Annotated in this window: 14 protein-coding genes and 1 pseudogene (1 of these 15 only partly in view); 6 read left to right on the top strand and 9 right to left on the bottom strand. The window is 35.4% G+C overall.

Going from position 1 to position 17,147, the window contains the following annotated elements:
• On the bottom strand, positions 1–857 hold the 5' portion of the coding sequence (locus LEP1GSC059_RS07850) for a dienelactone hydrolase family protein (protein ID WP_017213853.1). It extends 121 nt beyond the left edge of the window; 857 of the gene's 978 nt are visible here — the first part of the coding sequence; it begins with the start codon at positions 855–857; its stop codon lies off the left edge, out of view.
• A gap of 125 nt (positions 858–982) precedes the next feature.
• On the opposite strand from LEP1GSC059_RS07850, the gene LEP1GSC059_RS07855 reads away from it, so the two are divergent.
• Complete coding sequence (locus tag LEP1GSC059_RS07855; protein WP_020980623.1) at positions 983–1,633, top strand: hypothetical protein; 651 nt, start codon at positions 983–985, stop codon at positions 1,631–1,633.
• Between the two features lie 328 nt (positions 1,634–1,961).
• Here LEP1GSC059_RS07855 and LEP1GSC059_RS24645 read toward each other — a convergent pair.
• The 4 genes and pseudogenes from LEP1GSC059_RS24645 to gcvT all read right to left on the bottom strand — a co-directional run bounded on the left by LEP1GSC059_RS24645 (position 1,962) and on the right by gcvT (position 7,013).
• Positions 1,962–2,145: pseudogene (locus LEP1GSC059_RS24645) on the bottom strand (hypothetical protein).
• A 409-nt stretch (positions 2,146–2,554) separates the two neighbouring features.
• The gene (gcvP, locus tag LEP1GSC059_RS07870) at positions 2,555–5,449 is read right to left on the bottom strand and encodes an aminomethyl-transferring glycine dehydrogenase (protein ID WP_017213857.1); all 2,895 of its coding nucleotides are present in this window, start codon (positions 5,447–5,449) and stop codon (positions 2,555–2,557) included.
• Between the two features lie 38 nt (positions 5,450–5,487).
• The gene (gene gcvH / locus LEP1GSC059_RS07875; RefSeq protein ID WP_002179783.1) at positions 5,488–5,880 is read right to left on the bottom strand and encodes a glycine cleavage system protein GcvH; all 393 of its coding nucleotides are present in this window, start codon (positions 5,878–5,880) and stop codon (positions 5,488–5,490) included.
• Positions 5,881–5,897: 17 nt separating this feature from the next.
• Positions 5,898–7,013, bottom strand: coding sequence for a glycine cleavage system aminomethyltransferase GcvT (gene gcvT / locus LEP1GSC059_RS07880; RefSeq protein WP_002179760.1), 1,116 nt, complete (start codon positions 7,011–7,013; stop codon positions 5,898–5,900).
• 1,382 nt (positions 7,014–8,395) lie between these two features.
• On the opposite strand from gcvT, the gene LEP1GSC059_RS07885 reads away from it, so the two are divergent.
• Positions 8,396–8,731, top strand: a complete 336-nt coding sequence (locus tag LEP1GSC059_RS07885; RefSeq protein ID WP_002180090.1) for an LA_0364 family Cys-rich lipoprotein — start codon at positions 8,396–8,398, stop codon at positions 8,729–8,731.
• A 691-nt stretch (positions 8,732–9,422) separates the two neighbouring features.
• Here LEP1GSC059_RS07885 and LEP1GSC059_RS07890 read toward each other — a convergent pair.
• Positions 9,423–11,072 (bottom strand): P83/100 family protein, encoded by a 1,650-nt coding sequence (locus LEP1GSC059_RS07890; RefSeq protein WP_017213858.1) that lies wholly within the window; start codon positions 11,070–11,072, stop codon positions 9,423–9,425.
• A 159-nt stretch (positions 11,073–11,231) separates the two neighbouring features.
• Between LEP1GSC059_RS07890 and serC the strand changes: the two genes are divergently transcribed.
• The 4 genes from serC to LEP1GSC059_RS07910 all read left to right on the top strand — a co-directional run bounded on the left by serC (position 11,232) and on the right by LEP1GSC059_RS07910 (position 15,975).
• Positions 11,232–12,323 (top strand): 3-phosphoserine/phosphohydroxythreonine transaminase, encoded by a 1,092-nt coding sequence (serC, locus tag LEP1GSC059_RS07895; RefSeq protein ID WP_201028165.1) that lies wholly within the window; start codon positions 11,232–11,234, stop codon positions 12,321–12,323.
• A complete protein-coding gene (locus LEP1GSC059_RS07900) occupies positions 12,323–12,922 on the top strand; it encodes a hypothetical protein (protein ID WP_002179857.1) in 600 nt (199 codons plus the stop codon). Before serC ends, LEP1GSC059_RS07900 begins: the two co-directional genes overlap by 1 nt.
• Before the next feature lie 618 nt (positions 12,923–13,540).
• On the top strand, positions 13,541–13,978 hold the full coding sequence (gene rpiB / locus LEP1GSC059_RS07905) for a ribose 5-phosphate isomerase B (protein WP_002179996.1): 438 nt from the start codon (positions 13,541–13,543) through the stop codon (positions 13,976–13,978).
• A gap of 68 nt (positions 13,979–14,046) precedes the next feature.
• Positions 14,047–15,975 carry a LamG-like jellyroll fold domain-containing protein gene (locus LEP1GSC059_RS07910; RefSeq protein ID WP_051196101.1) on the top strand — a complete coding sequence of 643 codons (1,929 nt, stop codon included), beginning with the start codon at positions 14,047–14,049 and terminating at the stop codon, positions 15,973–15,975.
• Here LEP1GSC059_RS07910 and LEP1GSC059_RS07915 read toward each other — a convergent pair.
• From LEP1GSC059_RS07915 to LEP1GSC059_RS07925, 3 genes are read right to left on the bottom strand one after another with little or no spacing between them, the layout of a single operon-like run.
• Positions 15,937–16,353, bottom strand: coding sequence for a hypothetical protein (locus LEP1GSC059_RS07915; protein WP_002179686.1), 417 nt, complete (start codon positions 16,351–16,353; stop codon positions 15,937–15,939). The two genes, LEP1GSC059_RS07910 and LEP1GSC059_RS07915, sit on opposite strands and share 39 nt — an antisense overlap.
• Positions 16,350–16,544, bottom strand: coding sequence for a hypothetical protein (locus tag LEP1GSC059_RS07920; protein ID WP_002179937.1), 195 nt, complete (start codon positions 16,542–16,544; stop codon positions 16,350–16,352). The genes LEP1GSC059_RS07915 and LEP1GSC059_RS07920 overlap by 4 nt, the downstream gene beginning before the upstream one ends.
• Positions 16,544–17,146 (bottom strand): hypothetical protein, encoded by a 603-nt coding sequence (locus LEP1GSC059_RS07925; protein WP_002179863.1) that lies wholly within the window; start codon positions 17,144–17,146, stop codon positions 16,544–16,546. The genes LEP1GSC059_RS07920 and LEP1GSC059_RS07925 overlap by 1 nt, the downstream gene beginning before the upstream one ends.
• Between the last annotated feature and the right edge of the window lies 1 nt (position 17,147).

The following is a 17,147-nucleotide window of genomic DNA, read 5'->3' on the forward strand; positions in this document are numbered from 1 at the left end:
TTTGGATATACGGTCATCGCAATGGAGTTGTTAGTCGCAAAACCAGCGCCTAACGTTTGTGCTCTTGAAACTCTTGTATTACAATAACCTCCAGTATAAAGTGGGTCCGCTCCAGCCGCTAAAATTTTAATATGAGTATAAGGCAAATACTGACTATTCGAAATTCCGCCAAAGGCATTGTTCAGCCCACAACCAGGATAAAAAGAAATTACCGCTTTCAATGGTCTTTGATTCTCAGAACGAAATTGCAAAGTAGAATTTGTATCCACTGTTGCCAATACGCTACTCCCTCCATGAGACCAGCCTAATAAAACGATTCGATCTTTATTAACAACCTTGGATCTTTTGACGTAAGAGAGCGCGGCATAAGCGTCTGTTGGTCTGTCAGTAACTTCGGACGTTCCAACACCGGCTCCGTTGTTACATTGATTTTGAGGAGCGTTTCTAGGTGTAAAACTATCGATCAAAAGAGTAGCATATCCTAAACTTTTACCTCGACCGGCCCATTCTATATAAAGAGAAGAGGGCGGTTTGGTAGTATCGCTGTTGGAATGGGCCCCAGCACATCCGTGCATCATCAAGATCAAAGGAAACGGGCCCATGCCAGCGGGTTTTGAAAAGTAAGCTTCTAAAGTCAGTTTTTGAGTCGGATTATAAAGTTTAAATTGATAGTTTGTAAGTTCCGTTTCTTGATCGATCGATACAGGACCGGACATTAAACTTTGAGCTTCAAGTTCTTGTGCAATGATTAAACCAACTCCCGCTAAAAGTAGAGAGTCTTCTTTGTCTGAATTTTTGCATTGTAAGATCAGTAAAAAAAAGATGAGTATTAGATGAATTTTAATCAACGACTTCATAAAATATATAACAACGTAGAAGTAAAATCTTTCTACTGAAAAGAAAAATTATTTTAGATGAAACAAATATTAGAGTTTTCGTTTCGGAATAAAAATTTTATCTTTACAGTTACGTTTTTTAAAATATGAAATTTCTATCTATAGTCTTACATCCAATTTTTATTTTTCCTTGGGGAATCGTAATCGCTTTTAGCACTGGTGGTAGATACGAACCTTGGCAAATTGCCACAGCCTCAATTCCTATCATATTACAGGGAGGAACGGATTGGGGAGGGTCTTGTTTGTTTGCCGGTTGGATGGCAAACTATCTGTTTTTTTCCTTTGCGGCTCCTATATACGCGATAATTTCTATCCCCGAAATTTCAAAAGTAAGTTTTATAAAAACTCTACAATCAGTAGTAAAAGAAATGAAAGGGTATATATTTTTCTTTTTGTTGTTGGGACCGATTTGGATTTTTGATGATACAAGAATTACTCCGAATGATCATAGAAATTTATTTCTTTTCTTTTTTGTTTATTATTCATTCTTAATATTTTATGTTTCTACACTTGTTTATTTAAAGATCCGTTTTAGGATAATAATCTGCGTTATACCTTCTTTAATTTTATTTTTACTGATGAGTGACGGAGTTACAACAAAGGCAGGACAATGGAACGCCTCAAATGTAGATCCTGAAATTCATGTGCGCGGTATACGCCATCGATTGTTTCTAGATTGGCATAAACTCTGTGATTTTATATTTGGAAATGTAAAAATGGACTTCTATTCTAAATAAGATAGAGATTCTCGATTTCAAAAAGCCGTTCGTAATGGCTACGAACCGCGCCAAAAACTTTAGAATAAATTATTTTTGAATCGTTCCTTTGATTACGAGTTGCTTACCTTCTTTTATTTCCAGCTCTGTTTTTACGAAAAGTATAACCCATGAAATCAGGAAGAGTAACAATAAGATTACAGAAACAAAAAATACTTGAAACTGCCAAAAAATTAGCGTTATAGAAGAAAAGACGGCAATGAGGAAACAACTTGAGTATGGTCGGTAAATCTTGTTTCTTATGATTCGAGTTTCATCACTTAGCAAATTTTCAATGTAATAAATCATTTTAATCCGAATTCTTAAACATACATTTTTCCCAAAGATCGAAATAAAGAAATACGTTTCCTGTATTGATTTCTTTGGGACGTTCGCGCTCGCTTAACCAATTGTGACTCTAAAAATTGTTTAGGAGAGGCAATTATATCGTTCCAGGTATGTCCTGGAAAAACCGTCAATTCATAATGGCTCATGTCCCAAGAACCATAAGTATTCAAGTCGGGTAACCAAACCAATATTCCATCGGGCTCATAGCTTGTTGATGCCAAAAGGATATCTAATGCAAGCAATTCATAATATCCTTCTTTTTCTTTGTTTGGATCTATTTTATGAATGATTTCTGCAATGTCCATTTCGTCACTGAAAGGGGAAACGAAAAGGTTGATCCACTTTAATTGTTCAATTTTTCTTAACAAAACAGTATCTGGAGCGTTAGGGGTATCGCCTAGGCTCCAAATAATATTATTATTTTTGCAAGTTTTTAAATATACAATCAAATCCGTTGGAACGTCAGGAAAAGATTCGCGATTTTTTGAATCATAAGCTGATCCGGAAAAGTAAATTATTTGGTCTTTAAAAGCCATGTTGGATCCGGATCAAGAATCACTGATAACTTTCAATCGGAAGACAAGAACAAACTAAATTTCGATCTCCGTATACGTTATCCACTCTTCCAACGTAAGGCCAAAATTTATGATCTTTTAGCCAAGACGCGGGATAAGCTGCACGTTCTCTTGAATACAAATGGTCCCAGCGATCCGAAGTTACCATAGCTGCAGTATGAGGAGAGTTTTTTAAAGGATTATCAGTTTTATCTAATGTTCCGTTTTGGACGTCTAAAATTTCTTGAAAAATCAGAAGCATTGCCTCGCAAAAACGATCCAACTCCTCTAAGGATTCGGATTCGGTAGGTTCTATCATCAAAGTTCCAGGGACAGGAAAGGACATCGTAGGTGCGTGAAAACCGTAGTCGATTAATCTTTTGGCAACGTCTTCCACTTCGATCCCCGCGGACTTTTTAAACGGTCTTAGATCTAAGATACATTCGTGAGCTACAAAACCATTCTTTCCTTTATAAAGAACAGGATACACTTTTTCCAAACGTTTAGCGATATAGTTCGCGTTTAAGATAGAATTGCGGGTTGCGTTCGTAAGACCTTCTGATCCCATGAGGGCGATATAAACCCAAGAAATCAAAATGATACTCGCACTTCCCCAAGGAGCTGCGGATACGGCTCCATGTTCGTTCCCTGTTTTGTTATCTACCAAAACGTGTCCCGGTAAAAATGGAACTAGATGTTTAGCGACTCCGATTGGACCGACACCTGGACCCCCGCCTCCGTGAGGTATGCAAAAAGTCTTATGTAGATTGAGATGACAAACGTCTGCACCGATTTCACCAGGACTTGTTAAACCGACTTGTGCGTTCATATTTGCTCCGTCCATATAAACCTGACCACCACAAGAATGAACAATCTGACAAATTTCTTTAACGGACTCTTCAAACACTCCGTGGGTAGAAGGATACGTAATCATCAAAGCAGCGAGATCTTTTTTATGTTCTTCTGCTTTTGCTTTTAAATCTTCTAAATCTATGTTTCCATTTAGATCACAAGAAACAACTACAACTTGGAAGCCAGCCATCGCGGCGCTTGCGGGATTGGTTCCGTGGGCAGAAATAGGAATTAGACAAACATTTCTATAAGATTCGTTTCTGCTTTCATGGAATTTACGGATTGCTAAAAGACCGGCGTATTCACCTTGAGAACCAGCATTTGGTTGTAAGGAAACTCCTGCAAATCCGGTAATTTCACAAAGCCATTTTTCTAGTTGTTCAAAAATGATTTTATAACCTTTCGTTTGGTCTGCAGGAGCAAATGGGTGAATTGCACCAAATTCCGGCCAAGTGACAGGATACATTTCTGTGGTCGCATTAAGTTTCATTGTACAAGAACCGAGAGGAATCATAGAAGTAGTAAGTGAAAGATCTCTAGATTCTAATTTACGAATATAACGAAGCATTTTCGTTTCGGTATGATGCGATTGAAATACGGGATGTGTAAGATAAGAAGTTTTTCTATTTAAAGATTCTGGAATATTTTGAGCGTCTGCGAAAAGTTTTTCTATGTCTGTATTCTTCACTTCAAAAATTTCTAATAAATCTTTTAGATCTTCGGAGTTAACTGTTTCGTCTAATGTAACTCCGATCCTTCCGCTTTTATATTCTCTAAAATTGATTTTTTTAGAACGGGCTCTGTTTAAAATTTCCTGAGTTTTGGTTCCGGTTTGGATCGTAATTGTGTCAAAGAAAGAATCGTTTGTAATTGTAAAACCCGCCGACTTCAACGCGTCTGCAAGGATTGCGGTGAATTTATAGACGCGCGTTGCGATATCTTTCAAACCTTCTGGTCCGTGATAGATCGCATACATAGAAGAAATGACAGCAAGTAAAACCTGAGCCGTACAAATATTACTAGTCGCTTTATCTCTTCGAATATGTTGTTCTCTGGTTTGTAAAGAAAGTCTAAGTCCTGGATTTCCTTGAGAATCTTTAGAAACTCCGATCAGTCTTCCTGGCATACTGCGTTTGAATTCATCTTTGGTGGCAAAATAACCTGCGTGTGGTCCGCCAAATCCAAGAGGAAGTCCGAATCTTTGAGAAGAGCCAACCGCGATATCTGCTCCCATTTCTCCCGGAGATTTAAGAAGTGTAAGGGCTAAAAGATCGGCAGCGATTGTAGAAAGCGCGCCTACGTTATGTGATCTTTGAATAAAAGAAGTATAATCAATTACTTTTCCGTTCGTCGCGGGGTATTGAAGTAGAACTCCGAAAAAATCCTCGTTGAGTTCGATAGATTCATGGTTTCCAATTTGAACTTCGATTCCCAAAGGATTAGCTCTTGTAACGACAACGTCTATGGTTTGTGGATGACAAAGTTCCGACACGAAGAATTTTTTAGCGGTTTCATTTTTACGAACAGAGTAGGCAAGAAACATTGCTTCTGCAGCTGCGGTTCCTTCGTCCAAAAGAGAAGCGTTAGAAATTTCAAGACCGGTCAGATCAATGATCATAGTTTGAAAGTTTAATAAAGCTTCTAGACGGCCTTGAGAAATTTCCGCTTGATAAGGAGTGTAGGCTGTATACCAACCCGGATTTTCTAAAATGTTTCTTTGAATTACACCCGGAATAATACAGGAATGATAACCCGCGCCGATGTAAGAACGAAAAACCTGGTTTTGAGAAGCAATTCCTTTTAAGTCTTGAAGAATTTTATGTTCGGTGGACGCCTTTGGAAGATCCAAAGATTTTTTCAGTCGAATACCAGCAGGAACAGATTTATTTATCAACTCTTCTACGAAAGAAAGTCCTAACTCTTTTAACATTTCGGCGGTCTGTTGTAAATCTGGTCCGATATGTCTTCTTGGGAAAGTATCCAAAGGATCTGCTCCTACTTTTTCAAGATTGGTTTTGGTCTGGTTTTGTAGAGTTGAGTTCATATTGCCTACTTCTAAATTCTTTATATTAGACTTTCTTGTTATTCTAATCCGGCTACAAAGGCCTTATATTTTTCTGGAGTTAAAAGTTTGTCCAGTTCGGAAGTGGAAAAACCTTTCACCTTAATCATCCAAGAATCGAACGGTTTAGAGTTAATCTCTCCGGGATTTTTAGAAAGAGTCGGATTGGATTCGATCACTTCACCGCCAATAGGAGCGTATAAGTCTTCTGCTGCTTTTACCGATTCGATCGTACCAAAAGTTTCAAATTGTTTTATGTTCTTTCCGGTTTTTGGAAGATCCACGAATACAATATCACCTAACGCGGATTGAGCAAAATCCGAAATGCCGATAAGAGCCGTGTCTCCTTCTATTTTCACCCATTCGTGTTTTTCGGAGAAAAAATAACCTGTGGGGGCCTGTGTTTCTGCCATAATTTGTTTTTCCTAATTTAGTTTTTTCTAATGCTACCTGGAATAAAAGGTTTCATCGTTACGATGGCTTGTTTTAGTTGTTCCCGGATTTCGATCTGAATTGGTTCTCCGTCTTTGATTTTTTCAGACCGGATTAAGGCCAAACCAATTCCTTTTTTTAACGAAGGAGAAAAAGTTCCCGAAGTAGTTTTACCAATTTCGTTTCCTTGAGAATCTAAAACTCGAAAATTTTCTCTTGGAACACCTGCTTCCGTTAATGCAAATGAAACGATTTTAGAAGGAACTCCGTTTTTCTTTTGAGAAAGAATTTTTTCAGAAGAAAAATAAGGGTTTTCTTTTTCCTTAACGATCCAACCGATTCCGGATTCAATCGGAGTCCATTGATCGTTTAGTTCGTGACCGTAAAGAGGATATTTCGCTTCGATTCGCAGGGTATCTCTCGCGCCAAGTCCACAAGGAAGTAGTCCAAAAGGTTTTCCGAATTCCAAAAGTTCATTCCAAAGTTTTAAACCGACAGGAACGGAAGAATAAATTTCAAAACCATCTTCTCCAGTATAACCAGTTCTAGAAATGATGATTTCTTCTCCTTGATAAGGAGATAACATAAAACGATAATATAGAATCGAATCCAAATCCCTTCTCAAAAGTTTAGAAAAAATTTCGTTCGCTTTGGGACCTTGTAAAGCAATTTGGTGCCATTGTAAACTTTGGTTATCTACTTTCACTCCCGATATTGGAAGGTGTTTGAGTAGGTGTTCTGTAACTGCTTCATAGTTAGAGGCATTAGAACAGATCATATATTTTTCGGAAGAGAATTTATAGATTGTTACGTCGTCAACAAGTCCGCCGTTTTGGTTTAAGATTGCGTTGTACTGAACTTGAAAATCGGAAAGAGAAGTGACCGAATTGCAAGTGATCGATTCTAAAAAAGAAAGGATCGATTTAGGATCTCCAGTAATAAAAATTTCACCCATGTGAGAAACGTCAAAAAGTCCGGCAGCCTCTCTGGTTGCATTATGTTCTGCAATGATTCCAGAATATTGGACTGGCATGTCCCAACCACCGAACGGAATCATTTTGGCGCCCAAATTGCGATGAGTTTCGTAGAGAGGTGTTTTTTTATCTTGGGACATAAGGTTTTCCATGTACCAATTTTTATCAGTTCCATACAGGGACAAATTGATTTTTAAAGAAAATTTCCGACTTGGAGTATAATTTTCAAACCTCGAAAGAACTATTAGATGAGTTTAACTCCGCATCATTGGACGACTTTTAAGACAAGTTTTTTAGTAAAGAACGCGATCTGTGTGAGTTCCCACAGGAGGTTCAGTCTGTGCTATTTTTAAAAAACTTTTTTAGTGTTAAATTTGATTTATCGTTCATATAAACGAATGTATAGAAAATTTTACAAATTGCAATAGTCTTTTTGAGAGGTCCTAAATTCTAAATTTTGAAACAAATTTATAGTATGGTTTTCATAGTAAGATCAAGTCTTTATAAAAAGATCTTGTTTAGTGATTACCATCTAAATAAAAATTTATTTGTAGTTTACTTTAGTTGAATCCACATTAGTTATAAATAAATAACTGATGTTATTTGTATCACAAATAAAACTTATCAAACAATCTATAAGTTCAATCGGTACATTTTTTATAAATCAGCTTTGGATAATTTTAGCGGAATGGATTGTTGAAAAATTCCATAGTGGCGATCAACAACTCTAATTTTTATGAGTCGGGTTAATCAGTTTTTTTCATAAAATAGAAATAGATGGAGAATTCATTTTTCAACAACTCTAATTTCTATGAGTCGAGTTAATCAGTCTTTTTTCTCTGGATTTATTTTTTATAGATAAATTAAAACCTAAATTGTTTATGTAAGTTCTTTTATAAAAAACGTGAGTTCGATGTAAGATATTGGGTTTTATAGAATCTAATTTTTCTGCAAAGATAACATGTGGGAACTCATACGAAATGTTTAAAAATTTGTAATGAGACTTAATCTATGGGAGCTACCACAAATTAAGATTTCGCAGTGAAACTTTGAAAAACTCAGCTGTTCCCAATCACCGGAGTTCGCGTTAAGAGCTTGTCTATAACCTCAAAGAATTTTACGCGATCATTCTTTAGAAATTTTTAATGAAATGTAATTAAGTCGCATTTGGCTATTTGCGAACTTTCGAGCAGTTCTAATCTCGTTAAATTTTCGTAATAGTTTCTTACATTTTTGTGAAACTAAAGCACCTCGCTTTTAAAGCCCCGTTCTTATATTTAAAGAATAAATGTAGCTCTCTTTTATTAAGAAGTTTTTCTAAACGGGATGATTCTATATTTTACGGTCACATGATTATGTCCTAATGGACTTGGATTTAAGACATTAAACCTAAAAAGTTCTGTAAAACAAATTCAAAAGGCGTTTCTATACAATCTTCTAAGAATTTAAATTTTATATTTCGAATTCTAATATTGTGATAATTTTATTGTATTAAAATCTCTGCTTAAATTATTGTATTTTTATGAAAAAATTTCATATATTTGTATTGGTTTTAGTTGCAACGTTATTCGCATCTCAGTGTTCCGAACTTTCCCCTCGTCAAAAATGTTACGAGGATAATTATTGTAAATCTGCAGATGCGGATTGTATTGCTGCTTCTTTATTGATTTCTTCGTTGTTTGAAAATAGTAACTCAAAAGGAAATAACGGTACAACAAACGGTGGTAATACAAATGGCAATGCCACAACAAATTCTAATTCTTCAAGTTCCTTATTGAGTCTTTTTTATAACCCTCTGTTTTGTATAGGTTCTAAGGCGTCTTGTGAAGCGGATTGTGATAAAAAACATCCGTATTGAACAAAGAAAACTTTCTTTTCTCTTTCTTAAAATTGGTGAGAGTGAAAGAACTACTCAGAGCCAATTATTTGGTATTTTACATTTAAATCGCGCTTTGTTATAACAATTCAAGGCGCTCATTTGTAGGTACAATAACTCAACAAGGTTTTCTATGAAACCCGAAGACTAAGATCTTAGTATTAAATTTCAATATAAAACCTCTGTTATGAAATAAAAAATTATTTTTTATATATTTAATATTCGTAAACAATCATATACAAGATACAAATAAGGTTTAAGTAGCTATGAATAGGAATAGTTTATTCATAGTTAGGCGATTTATAATAAAATAGTTTTAAAACTTTTTGTGTTACTATAAGTCAATCTCAAAGATATCTTAAAATTCGGTATTTAAGCAAAGATAAAGTATTTTTGAGATAGTTTGTAATCTCTATAAAATGGAGTGTCTTAAATTTTTATTAGAGTTGTTGAAAAATTCTATAGTTCAGTTTAACAAAATTGCTTCAATTGACCGCTCGCTCCCATCAAAGATAAACTGATGGAGAATTCATTTTTCAACAACTCTATTGTAAATACTCTTATTGTTTCAGGAAAAACATTAGTACTTTATTATATACCTCTGCGTCAGATTCTGCCCAACCCTAAAAGAACTATTGTGTTTTCTTTTAGAGTTTTTGAGGGCGAGTTTTTACTAAGGTTTAATTTTTTTAATCAGTTTCAAATCGGCTTTGTTAAAAACCGTAATCTGAATATTACCCGAACTTTCTTCTTTGCCGGTAACATAAATCTTTTCTCCGTAGAAAGTTACGTTCGAATTTGGACTAATTTCTTCGGAAGACTTTGCTTGTTTTTTAAGATCTTTGCCAAAACGAGAAAGATAATATTTCTCTTCCACTTCTTCGAACGCGTAGATCTCGTCTCCTTTGATGATCATAGGAGATCTCCAAAATATATTGTCTTCCGCAAATAAGACCGGCTTTAAAGTTTCTTGGTCGATTAAAATCAGTTTATGATTAGAAGAGTGACCGTCTTCGAAACCAATTACGAGAGCCTTTCCATCTACGATCTCAAACGTTCTACCACAGATTTTGTTAAAATCTCCTCTGATAATCGTGTCGTCTTTGGTAGGATCTAACACCTGTAATTCGTTGTTATAATGTCCTTTGTCTAAATACTTTAGAGTTTTTAAGAAAAGAATTTTTCCTCCGACGACGTTTTTATCGAATTCTTCTTTTTTCTTTTCTTCTTCTTTTTTTGTTTCTAATTCTTTTTTAGTATCTGCGAGTTCTTTCTTTAATTCTGCTTCTGATTTTTTGTCATCGGAAGAAGATTTGTTATCATTTCCCGATTTACTGCTGCTCGAATCACTTTTAGAATCGGATTTAGAAGAACTATTATTGTTTTTTCTTTCTTCGTCTTTCTTTACGACTTCCTTTTCTTTTTCCTTTAACTTTTGTTCTTCTTTTTTAGCGGCTTCTTTTTCTTTTTGAATCTGTTCTTTTTCTTTTTTCTTTTCTACGATTTGAGTTTTATTTTTTACTGGATCTTTATTGAGTTCTTGAAGTTCTTTATCTGTTTTAGTTTCCTTATCGGAAATTTCTTTCTGCTTATTTTGATTTTCTTCTTTTCTACGTTTCAGCTCTTCTAATTCTTTTTTATTCTTTTCGTTTTGAAGATCTCCGAATTTATCCTTTTCTGATTGTCCGTCTTTTTTCTTATCTAATTCTTTATTTACTTCGTCTTCCAATTCGTCCGTATGAACGTCCTTACCCAAGATGTCTTCTACAAGGGGAATCAAAATCTGAGTTTTTCCGGGCCATTCCGAATAACGTTTCGAAATTCCGATTGAATTGGGAGTTACGAACTTTATTACGGAATTGGAATATTTCTTGGAGATATAAGCCTTATCTTTTCTATGAATGGCGTTGTAATACAAAATGTAAGCGGCAAGAATATCCGAATTTTTATCATCATAACCAAAGTTGAGTTTTACAAAACCTGCCAGAATTCTCTGGATAGAATTGATATGACCAAAATCGGAATCTTCTAAAACCGCGATTACATCCGCTCCGAATTTTTTTTCTTCAGGTGCAATTCTGGTTACACTGATTCCACCTTGTGTATGGGTTTTATTGGGTTCCTTTTTTAGAATTTCTGCAAGTCCGGAGCCAACTTTTTCATTGGTTCCTCTAACTTCTTCTCCAGCTCGCGCAGAAGATCGATTGATAAATCGAACTCTTTGAGAAGATCGAATTTCTTTTTCTCCGAGTTTAGAATTTTCCTGAGAAAATAAGGATAAAGAAAAACCAAAACATAAAAATACGATCCAGATCCTGAGCATTCTAAAATTCTCCTTTTTATCTCTCTAAGTAAAGAGTCGTTTGACCCGGAAATAGATTATCCTCAAGCACTCTATTGAGACAAGGATTTTTCCCCGTTCGTAGTCTTGTTTGTCGGAAGAAAGTTGATTCCTCACCTCCCTTTTGCAACCTTATCCCTTATGTATTTGTTCCAAGAAAGAATCTACAATTTTGGCGCTGGGCCCGCGATGTTGCCCAATGAAGTAATGGAGATCGCAGCGGCTGAGTTTTTGAATTATAAGGGTTCAGGAATGTCCGTTATGGAGGTCAGCCATAGAGAACCACTTTTTGAAGAAGTAATTACGGAAGCGGAAATACTTTTACGCAAACTTCTAAATTTCGGAGAAGACTATTCGGTCGCTTTTTTTTCGGGAGGGGCTACGTTACATTTCTCCGCTCTTCCGCTCAATCTTTTGAAAGAAGGAGAAGGTTTTGACGTAGCTCATACTGGGATCTGGACTAAAAAAGCTTGGGAAGAAGGTCTTAAATTTAATGAAGTCAACGTCATCTATGACTCGACTAACAATCATTTTACGGATGTTCCAGTTCTAACCGACTCTAATTTATCCGGAAAAGGAAAATATCTTCATATCACATCCAACAATACGATTTACGGAACCCAGTATCCTGAAATTCCAACGATTAAACAAATTCCACTGGTGGCCGATATGACGAGCGAACTTCTTTCCCGTAAAATCGAAGTTAAAGATTTTGGGGTTATATTTGCGGGCGCTCAAAAAAACATAGGACCTTCCGGACTCAGTCTTGCAATCATTCGAAACGATCTGCTTGGAATTTCGGGAAGAAAAATTCCGGTCCTTTTAGACTATTCTGTTATGGTAAAGAATCGATCTCTTTACAACACGCCTTCCACGTATTCCATTTATATCGCCAAACTCGTGTTTGAGTGGCTTTTAAAGTTAGGCGGAATCGAAGCGATCGAAAAGGTTAATGAACAAAAGGCAAAACTAATCTACGATTTTATTGATTCTTCCTCCTTGTATGTTTGCCCGGTTCAAAAAAGAGCACGTTCTAAAATGAATGTGGTATTTTTACTCAAAGACAAAAATTTGGATTCTAAGTTTTTAGACGAGGCGGAAAAAAACGGCTTACACGGTTTAGGCGGTCATAGGTTGGTGGGAGGTTTTAGGGCTTCTATTTATAATTCTATGCCTCTCTCAGGAGTTCAAAAGTTGGTTTCCTTTATGAAGGATTTTGAATCTAAGATTTGATGAAATTTTCTTTCTTTAAAAAATTTTTCTTAATTTTGGTTCAGATTATTACGTTAGTTGGAATTGTATCCGGAGGTCTTTCGGCTTCGGGATTAAATTTTAATACACAACTTTCAATTAAGGAATGTTTTGCAAACGAGACAACTTCTTCCGAACTTTCAAATTTATACAAATCTACTCTTCCTCTGGAAGAAAAAAAAAGAATTGCGGAAACGATTGCATATAAAGAAGGAAAATCTAGGTTTCAGTCGATAGTTTGTATCCAGAATAAGAACCTGTCGGAAGACGATCATTCTCAACTTTTTATGGATTGGAACCGTCATATATTTACATATACGGAACTGAATTCTTATTATGAAAATTATGTTCTTTCGGATGAAAAAACGAGATCTCTCAATTCGATTGAGTGGGAACTTCTCACGACACATCTCAAACAAAAGAAGGAACTTTTAATCAGATTGAATGACGCTACTGGTTTTGCTCTGAACGGGGAAAAAATTTCCGAGGAAAATTTTTCAATGATCTATCTTTCGTTATTCCTCTTACAAGTTGAATTTTGGGATGCGATGCCTAAGACGTTTCGGGATTCTATTCTTTGAATAGATTTTGTTTTGTTAAATAAGGTTCTTTGCAAAATCTATTTTCTAAAAAATAAATTTTTTATTGATGATAGTCGTAAAACCTTATCTATACAGTTTTTTGATGTTACTTGTGGTTGGATAATAAATACCTAAGTCCCTACAAAACTCGGTCTGATCTTTGTCCTTTCTCCGCGAACTTATACTATTTTGAAATCTACTAAGTTTATTATCTAAGAATTAATGTGATGCGAAAGAATTCAGCAAACGCTTGGCAAATCTCCTTCTATTGAAACTAAAGACGATCGTTGTATCCTATATACGATTTATTGACCAGAGCTGGGAACCCGGGTACGCCTGCCTGAACAAGTCGGATTCGCCCAGATTTTTTTACGTCGAACTCACGTTAAAAATTAATAAGATTTAGATTTTATAAAGGTTTCAAAAATACATTATTTTTGCTTAAAATGCCGAATTCTAAGATATTTTTGAGATAGTGTAAGAGTACTACGTTTAATTACGAAATAAAAATTTTGTGAGAGTTCCTTCGAAAACTTTTTATTCAAGTTCATAAACCAAGTGCGTTTCAAATTATTTGCTTGAAACCTAAATCCAGTCGGAACATAACCAATTTAGATCATGAAAAAAATTGGAATCGCCTCTGATCACGGAGGTTTTGAGCTAAAGGAATTTCTTCGCAAGTCACTTGTGGGAGAATTGGAAATTATAGACTATGGAACCAAGGACGAAAGTTCCGTGGATTATCCGATTATTATCTCGGACGCTTGTAAAAAAGTTCTTTCCAAAGAAGTAGAAGGTTTGATCGCTCTTTGTGGAACCGGAATTGGCGCCTCCATCGCTGCCAATCGTCTGAGTGGAATTCGCGCCGCACTTTGCCACGATCAATTTACTGCAGAAATGTCTAAACGCCATAATAACGCGAACGTTCTCGTTTTGGGTGGAAGGATTATCGGTAAAGAGTTGGCTCTCAATATAGTTCGCACTTGGATAAATACTTCTTTTGAAGGTGGACGTCACGAAAGAAGAGTGAATCAGCTCGAGACTCTAAATTCTTAACAAACTGGATGAGATCGATTTCAATTTCTAAAAAGTTTGTTCTAAAACTTCAAAAGAAATCACGACTTATGATTTCAAAATTCTTAAAAAAATGTAATAGTTTCCACGGATTACGTAGTATTGCGGACAACATTTTAATGTTTGTGGATCGTGTATTTGTTGTTAGTTCCTATATTTTACGTAAAAATTTTGATTTTAGCAGTGGTTCTTACACTTTAAAACTTTGGGATAAAATCAAAATTTTCTTTTCGCCTACGATTTTATTTTTCTTTTTTTATTCTTTGCCTCTTTTTACAGAGACCAAAGTTCTTCCGTTAGACGATCTACAAAAAAGCGGATTGGAACTTTCTGGAAAAAATACGGAGAATAAAATTCTGAAATTGCAAACTAAGAATCGAAGTCTCGGCTCAGAACTTTATCTGAATTTTGAATCTGAAAATTCTTCTGATTTGAAGGATACATCAGGAAATTATAAAATTCTAATGTCTTCTTATTTGCCAGATTCGGAAAACGTTTTTCATTCTAAAAGAAGTGCGCGTTTTTCGGGTAAAAGAACCGGAATCAAAATCGCACATTCTAATTCCGGCCTTTTGACTTCCAAAGATCTAACAAAAGAATTTTACATCTCTTTTAGTTTTCTTCCTGGAACGGTCGAAAAAGACGCGACTCTGATTTCTAAAATTTATGAGACATCTGGAAATAGTTACGGTTGGGATTTAAAGATTACGGATGATAGACTCAAAGCAGGTTTTTATTCTTTTTTTGAAACGGAAGAAAAACGATTTCTTTCTTTATATCTGACTTCTAACACGACTTTGAAAAAAAATCAATGGAACCGGGTTCTTCTTTATTTCAATCCTAACGATCGGGAAGTTGTGCTTTATCTCAATGGAAAGGAATCGGCAAGAGCTGCTATTCCTGCCAATCAAAATTTGACTCGAATCGGTTTTCATTCCGACGATACAACTTCGTTTCGAATCGCGAGTTCTTATTACGGCTGGATGGAAAATTTTTCTGTCTTTCCGGGAAAACCGAATCCTAGTTCCGAAAATACTTCCTTTCCAAGCCAGAATTTTGATCCGGAAACTCATACTTCCGAATCCAAGTTCGGAATTGGAATTTCCCCCGTTTATAAAAGTAAGTATTCCAGTTCTTTTTTAGAAGAAGTTCAATTGAAGGCCGTAGTTCCGACTTCTTCCGCTATGGAACTTTATCTGAGGGTGTCTCCGACTCCGTTTACTCCAAATTCAGAATCTCCCGCCTGGATTGCCATTGACTTAAGAAAATTAGAAAATTCTAAAATAGATTCTCTTGAGCCAGATATTTATAGGGTCCCTTTAAAATATTTTCTAAAAAAGTTTTTGGGAATTACGGAAGACAAAATTGACCTTCTTCCGTTTCGATATTATCAATGGAGAGTTAAATTTAAATCCGATCCTAGTGGAAATAAAACTCCGGAATTAAAAAATATATCTCTGACCTTTAGAGAAACAAATCCTCCCGTACGTCCTCTCGGTTTAAAAGTTGCTGAAAATGGTTTCGACGATAACGGTCCGAGTGTTTGTCTAAATTGGAAATCCAATCCAGAAAAAGATGTTATTAATGGAGGTGGATATTTCATTCACTACGGAATTCATCCAGATCGAATGGTTGGAATTATTCGAGGAACTTTGTCCGAATCGGATGAAATGCCTAATAAAAAAAATCGTCCCAAACATCCAGCATCGGATTATCTAGATCCGATTTCTGGACTTCCTACAGGAAAAAATTACATTCATATTCAAGAATATTATAATAAACTTTCTACCTGTATTGATAATAGAATTATTTCTTTGAATTCGGAAATACTTTTAGAAAAAAACCAGTTATTTTTAAAGAAAGGAACAACTTACTTTTTTAGAATCAGCGCTTATAATAAATTTTACCATTTTCAAAATGGAAAAGACCAGGTTTCCGCTTTAAGTGATCCCGTTGAAGTTTATTTTCTGAGCGAGTAATACTTTGATCATTTTTTGATCCGGAAGATTTTTATCCACTGTAATAAAACCGTCCAAATCTTTTTGGATTGCGATCGATATTTCGTTCCAAACCCATTCTATGTTTCCAAACTCTTGGGAAAGTTTTTGAGCCAAAGAAAGGTTTTCTGTTTTAAAATCCAAAATTTCCAAACAGAGACGTTTGGTCTGACTCCAGATGATTTCCTTTTGGATCGGGTCTTTTTCTTTTTCTAACAAAGGAAGGATGGAGATCGTGCCGGTGTAAAACAGATGTTGTTCTTTGATCAAACCTTCGATCGATTCTACTACGATCGCTTTTAGATCGGAAGGATCTTGAACGATGATTTCCAATAAGGATTTAGAAAGATAGTATTTCATTTTGATTTTAAGTTCGAGAGAATTTTAAGAGCTTCTAATCTTTCGTAAGAATCGGATCTATATACTTCATTTCTAAAAGATAAACGCAACATTTCTCCCGCGGATAGATTTCTTTTTTCTGCTTCTTTTTTAAGAAGTTTTAATTCTTCTTCTGTCATTAGAAGTTGAAATCGTTTATCTACTTTTGCCATTAGTTTTCTTCTCTCATTTCTTTATCGTTTTTCAGATAAGCTCTAAAATAAATCTCTGCGTCCTTCAATTGACCTAAAGTTTGATAGATACATGCGATATTGTAATTCGCTTCGTTAAGTCGAAAATCGTATTTAAAAGATTTCTTAAAAACCTGGATTGCTCTATCTTCTCTTCCTGCGTACCATTCTGACATGGCCCAAAGAAAATGCCATTTTCCTAAATCCGGATCTCTAGGAGTTGCTTGAGAAATATATTTTAAAACTTCTTCAAACGTCTTGGCTGCTAAAAGATAATTCGTTTTGATCTTTTTTAGTTTTTCCGTTCTAGAAAAAATATCCTCTGAGTGTTCGGGGATTTCTAAGTCTTTTCGATAAAATAAAGCTCTTGCATACCAAAGTTTAACAGTCAAATCCGCTGGATTTTTTTCCACGAACTTTTCTAGATAAGGAATCGATTCGGTTTCTTCCTGGGCTTCGCTCATCTTGAGAATTTTTTCTTTGACGGCTTTGTTCCATTCTTTTCGGTTTTCCTCGGTCGCCAAAAGAGAAGAGATACAAAGTACAAAATATAAAAACCAAATTGATAAGCGAACAAAATACATG

The organism is Leptospira noguchii serovar Panama str. CZ214, from assembly GCF_000306255.2.
Taxonomy (GTDB): Bacteria; Spirochaetota; Leptospiria; order Leptospirales; family Leptospiraceae; genus Leptospira; species Leptospira noguchii.